7 protein-coding genes are annotated in these 5,056 nt (G+C 75.2%); 6 read left to right on the top strand and 1 reads right to left on the bottom strand.

Annotated elements, in window-relative coordinates:
* Positions 1-132: 132 nt before the first annotated feature.
* Entirely contained in the window at positions 133-696 is a 564-nt protein-coding gene (locus tag ACFV61_RS07350) for an EF-hand domain-containing protein (protein WP_063350081.1), read from the top strand.
* A 54-nt stretch (positions 697-750) separates the two neighbouring features.
* Here the strand turns inward: ACFV61_RS07350 and ACFV61_RS07345 are convergent, their stop codons facing one another.
* Positions 751-1,326 (bottom strand): TetR family transcriptional regulator, encoded by a 576-nt coding sequence (locus ACFV61_RS07345; protein WP_363367271.1) that lies wholly within the window; start codon positions 1,324-1,326, stop codon positions 751-753.
* Positions 1,327-1,475: 149 nt separating this feature from the next.
* On the opposite strand from ACFV61_RS07345, the gene ACFV61_RS07340 reads away from it, so the two are divergent.
* From ACFV61_RS07340 to ACFV61_RS07320, 5 genes are all read left to right on the top strand, one after another.
* On the top strand, positions 1,476-2,069 hold the full coding sequence (locus ACFV61_RS07340; protein WP_380428431.1) for a dihydrofolate reductase family protein: 594 nt from the start codon (positions 1,476-1,478) through the stop codon (positions 2,067-2,069).
* Positions 2,070-2,189: 120 nt separating this feature from the next.
* Positions 2,190-2,609, top strand: a complete 420-nt coding sequence (locus tag ACFV61_RS07335) for a gamma-glutamylcyclotransferase family protein (protein ID WP_380490539.1) — start codon at positions 2,190-2,192, stop codon at positions 2,607-2,609.
* Between the two features lie 114 nt (positions 2,610-2,723).
* Positions 2,724-3,962: a precorrin-6y C5,15-methyltransferase (decarboxylating) subunit CbiE gene (gene cbiE / locus ACFV61_RS07330; RefSeq protein ID WP_380490536.1), complete on the top strand. Its 1,239-nt coding sequence runs from the start codon at positions 2,724-2,726 to the stop codon at positions 3,960-3,962.
* Positions 3,959-4,720, top strand: a complete 762-nt coding sequence (cobM, locus tag ACFV61_RS07325; RefSeq protein WP_380373850.1) for a precorrin-4 C(11)-methyltransferase — start codon at positions 3,959-3,961, stop codon at positions 4,718-4,720. The genes cbiE and cobM overlap by 4 nt, the downstream gene beginning before the upstream one ends.
* A gap of 5 nt (positions 4,721-4,725) precedes the next feature.
* Positions 4,726-5,056, top strand: a 331-nt coding sequence (locus tag ACFV61_RS07320; RefSeq protein ID WP_380490574.1) for a precorrin-6A/cobalt-precorrin-6A reductase, incomplete at its 3' end; no start/stop codon positions are given.

The following is a 5,056-nucleotide window of genomic DNA, read 5'->3' as shown; positions in this document are numbered from 1 at the left end:
CCGAGCCCGAGCCGCCGACTCGGCCGTCCGCCCGGCCGCGGCCCGCCCCCGGCGCGCGCCCCCCCCCCCCCGCGACTCCAGGCACTAGCGTGCTGGCGACGTGTCGTAGTGATCGCCAACCGAGGGGGCACATTGTCGGACGACCTGCTCACAGCAAAGATCAACCACGGGTTCGACCACCTCGACGCCGACGGCGACGGACTCCTCACCGAACGGGACCACGTCCTCATGGGCATCGCCGTCGCCCGCTCGCTCGGCCACCAGGAGGGCTCGGAGGCCGAGGCCGTCATCGTCCGCGCCTACCTGACGGTCTGGCACGACCTGCACCTGGCCCACCTGCCCGCCGGCACCGAGGCGATCACCCGCGAACAGTTCGTCCGCTCGACCGGCGCCCTCTCCGACGACCCCGAGGCCGCGCGGACCAGCTTCGGCGCACTCGCCGACGCCTTCCTCGCCGTCGCCGACACCGACCGCAGCGGAACGGTCGACGCCGGCGAGTTCTTCGTCTTCCAGCGCGGCCACTTCGCCGGCCTCTCCCGCGACGACGCCGACGAGGCCTTCCGCCACCTCGACCGCGACGGCGACGGCACCCTCTCCGCAGCCGAGTTCACCAGCGCGATCATCGAGTTCTGGACCAGCCGCGACCCCGACGCCCCCGGCAACTGGTGGACGGGCAGGCCCCCTCACACCCTCTGACACCCCCTCCGGCACAGCCGCCCCCTCGCCCGCCGAAACGCGAGGCCGGCAGGGTCAGGTCGCGGGGACGATTCGCTCGACGATGGTGTCGAGCAGGGCGGGCAGGGTGTCGGTGCCCAACACCTCGGGCAGGGTGAGGTGTTCGACGATCAGGCCGGTCATCGCGAGGTAAAGGACGAGGACGGTCTCGCGGTCGCCGGGCAGTCCTCCGTCGAGGTGGTAGGCGACGTTGGCCTCCAGTTGCTCGCGGATGGTGCCGGTGAGCTGGGCCCGCAGGCCGGGGCGGCGGGTGGCTTCCAGGCGCAGTTCGAGCATCGCGAGGTAGCCGGCCCGGTCGGCGGAGATGCGGCGGATCAGGTCGCGCATCAGGGCGGCGACCAGAGCGCGGTCACGCGGGGCCCGCAGCAGGTCGGCGATGACGGCCGGGTCCGGGGTGAGCCGGTGGTGGATGTGCCGGGCGGTCTGGTGGAGCAGGTGGTCGCGGTTGGCGAAGTAGTTGGAGGCCGTGCCGTTGGGGACGCCGGCCTGCACGTCGACCGCGCGGAAGGTGAGGCCGCGGGCGCCCTCGCGGGCGAGGACCTCGATGGCGGCGTCGGCGAGGGCGGTGCGGCGGGCGGGGTTCTGGACCATGGGTCGATTCTCTCTCGCGGGGTTTTCGGGGGCCGGGGCGCCCGGGCCTGAAAACACCTTGGCAACCACTACAACTGGAGTACTATAGTCGGAGTGGTTAGGCGGCGGGCCGCACGGCCCGCGCCGCTTCCCGACCCCAAAGGACCTGCATGCGCAAGCTCACCTACTTCATCGGCACCACCATCGACGGCTTCATCGCCGGCCCGGACGACAGCTTCGACTTCTTCGCGCCGTTCCTCACCGAGGACTACACCTCGACGCTCTTCGCCGAGTACCCGGAGACTATCCCCACCCCCGGCCGCGCGGCGTTCGGCATCGCGGAGGCACCCAACAAGCGCTTCGACACCGTCGTCATGGGCCGCGGCACCTACGCACCGGGGCTGGCCGTGGGCCTCACCAGCCCCTACGCCCACCTGCGGCAGATCGTGGTCTCCCGCACCCTCGGCACCAGCCCGGACCCGGCGGTGGAGGTCACTGCGGAGGACCCGGTGGCCCTCGTCCGCCGGCTGAAGCAACAGGACGGGCTCGGCATCTGGCTCTGCGGCGGCGCCGACCTGGCCGGCCATCTGCTGCCCGAGATCGACGAGTTGATCATCAAGCAGTACCCGGTGGTGGTCGGATCGGGCATCCCGCTGTTCCGCGCGGAGTTCGGGCCCCGCGCCTTCACGCTCACCGACAGCCGCGTCTTCGAGCGCGGCAACGTCGTCCTGACCTACGCACGGACCGCCCCGGACGCCGCCTGACACCCACCACCCGGCGGACGCGCGGGGCACGGGACGCGGGACGCGCGAGGCAAGAGGCGCTATCGCGGCGCGGGCGCGAGGACGTACCGTGGGCGCTCCCCCAGCCGAGAGGTCGAACCCGTGTCCGAGGAGGCCCTGCCGTTCTTCGTCTACGGCACCCTGCGCAGCGGCGGCCGCAACCACGCCGCCCACCTGGCCGGACGCTGCGCCGACATCCGCCCGGCCGTGCTGGACGGCGCCACACTGCACGACGGCCCCGGGTACCCGTACGCGGTGCCGGACGCGACGCCCGGGCGCCGGATCGTGGGCGAGCTGATCACCGTACGGCCCGGCGCGTACGCGGGCGCGCTCGCGGCGCTGGACCGGCTGGAGGACTGCCGGGCGGACGGGACGGGCCTGTACGTACGGCGGCGGCTGCCGGTGCGGACGGCGGCGGGCGAGGTGCGGGAGGCCTGGGTGTACTTCGCCGGGCCCGTCGTCGAGAGCCGGCTACGGGAACGGCCCGAGGTGATCGACTCGGGGGACTGGGCGGACCGGTAGCGGGGGACGGGCGGGAGACGGGCGGGAGACGGGCGGCCGGATACCGCCAGGTAGGCTGCCCCGATAGTTATTTTTTTCTACTCACGGCGCCCGCCGAACGACAGGAGCCACCCGGTGCCCGAGCTGCCACCCCCGATCACCGTCGTCGGGATCGGGGCCGACGGCTGGCCCGGCCTCTCCACCGCCGGCCGGGCCGCCCTGCGGGCAGCCGAGGTGGTCGTCGGCGGCCCCCGGCAGCTGGACCTCCTCCCCCGCGACGAGGTCGCCGCCGAGCGCGTCCCGTGGCCGTCCCCGCTGCGCCCGGCCGTCCCCGGGCTGTTCGCCGCGCACGCGGACCGCCGGGTCGCCGTCCTGGCCAGCGGCGACCCGATGTTCTACGGCATCGGCCGCACCCTCGCCGAGACGGTCGGCGCCGGGCGGCTGCGCGTCCTGCCGCACCCCTCCTCCGTCTCCCACGCCTGCGCCCGACTCGGCTGGCCGCTGGAGTCCACCGAGGTGGTCAGCCTGGTCGGCCGCCCGCTGGACGCCCTCGCCCTGGCCCTGAACCCCGGCCGCCGCCTGCTCGTGCTGAGCGCCGACGCCGCGACCCCGGCCGCCGTCGCCGGGCTGCTCACCGCGCGCGGCTACGGCGCCGCCCGTCTGCGGGTGCTCGAACAGCTCGGCGGCCCGGCCGAACGCCGGCTCGACGGCACCGCCGACGGCTGGCCGCACCCGCCCGGCGACCCGCTGAACGTCATCGCGGTCGACCTCGGCGACGGCCCCCGCAACTCGCTCGTCCCCGGCCTGCCCGACGCCGCCTACGAGAGCGACGGCCAGCTCACCAAGCGGCACGTGCGCGCCGCCACCCTCGCCGCCCTCGCCCCCTCCCCCGGCGAACTGCTCTGGGACGTCGGCGGCGGCTCCGGCTCGATCGCCGTCGAGTGGCTGCGCGCGCACCGCGACTGCCAGGCCGTCAGCATCGAACGCGACCCGGTGCGGGCCGAACGGATCGCCCGCAACGCCGCCGCCCTGGGCGTGCCACGACTGCGCGTGGTGACCGGCCCGGCCCCCGCCGCGCTCGCCGAACTCCCCGCCCCCGACGCGGTGTTCATCGGCGGCGGCCTCACCGCGACCGGCCTGCTGGACAGTTGCTGGGCCGCCCTGCGGCCGGGCGGCCGGATCGTCGCCAACACCGTGACGCTGGAATCCGAGGCACTGCTCACCGAGTGGTACCGGCGCCACGGCGGGGAGCTCGTCAAGCTCGCCGTCGCGCACGCCGTCCCGGTGGGCGGCTTCACCGGGTGGCGGCAGGCCATGCCGGTCACCCAGTGGTCCGCCGTCAAGCCCAACACCCCTCAGGAGAACGCGTCGTGACCGTCCACTTCATCGGAGCCGGCCCCGGCGCCGCCGACCTGATCACCCTGCGCGGCCAGCGCCTCCTGGCCCGCGCCGAGGTCTGCCTCTACGCCGGCAGCCTGGTACCGCGCGAGCTCCTCGACGAATGCCCGCCCGGCGCCCGCCTCGTCGACACCGCGCAGCTCAACCTGGACCAGATCATCGCCGAGCTGGTCCGCGCGCACCAGGCCGGACAGGACGTGGCCCGGCTGCACTCCGGCGACCCGTCCGTCTTCTCCGCCGTCGCCGAGCAGATGCGCCGCCTCGACGCGGCCGGCGTGCCGTACGAGATCGTCCCCGGCGTGCCCGCCTTCGCCGCCGCAGCGGCCGCGCTCAAGCGGGAGTTGACCGTCCCGACCGTCGGCCAGACCGTCATCCTCACCCGGATCGCCAAGCGCGCCACCCCGATGCCCGAGGGCGAGGACCTGGCCACCCTCGGCCGCAGCGGCGCCCTGCTGGTGCTGCACCTGGCCGCCGGCTACGTGGACGACGTCGTCGAGCAGCTGCTCCCGCACTACGGCGCCGACTGCCCGGCCGCCGTCGTCGCGATGGCCAGCCGGCCGGACGAGCTGGTGCTGCGCGGCACCCTCGCCGACATCGCCGAACAGGTCAAGGCCTCGGGCGTGGTCCGCACCGCCGTCATCCTGGTCGGCCGGACGCTGGCCGCCGAACAGTTCCGCGACAGCCACCTCTACTCGGCGGAGCGCGAACGCCCGCACGAGCCCTGCGGGGCGTGAACCCCATGACCCGGCACGTCCTGATCCTCGGCGGCACGACGGAGGGGCGGGCACTGGCCGCCGCACTCGTCGAGCTGCCGTCCCTGCGGGTCACCAGTTCGCTGGCCGGCCGGGTCGCCCAACCCCGGCTGCCCGCCGGGGAGGTGAGGATCGGCGGCTTCGGCGGCCCGGACGGGCTGGCCGACTGGCTGCGCGGCGAACGGGTCGACGCGGTCATCGACGCCACCCACCCCGTGGCCGCCCGGGTGTCCCCCCACCCCGCCCCCCCGGCGGCCCCCCCCCCCCCCCGCCGCCCCGCCCCCGCCGCGCGCCGGGCCCCCGCGGCGGGGGGGGGGG

This window comes from Kitasatospora sp. NPDC059817, from assembly GCF_042731835.1.
GTDB lineage: Bacteria > Actinomycetota > Actinomycetes > Streptomycetales > Streptomycetaceae > Kitasatospora.
The sequence above is the reverse complement of the archived record's forward strand: the minus strand, read 5'-3'. Positions and strand labels throughout refer to the sequence as shown.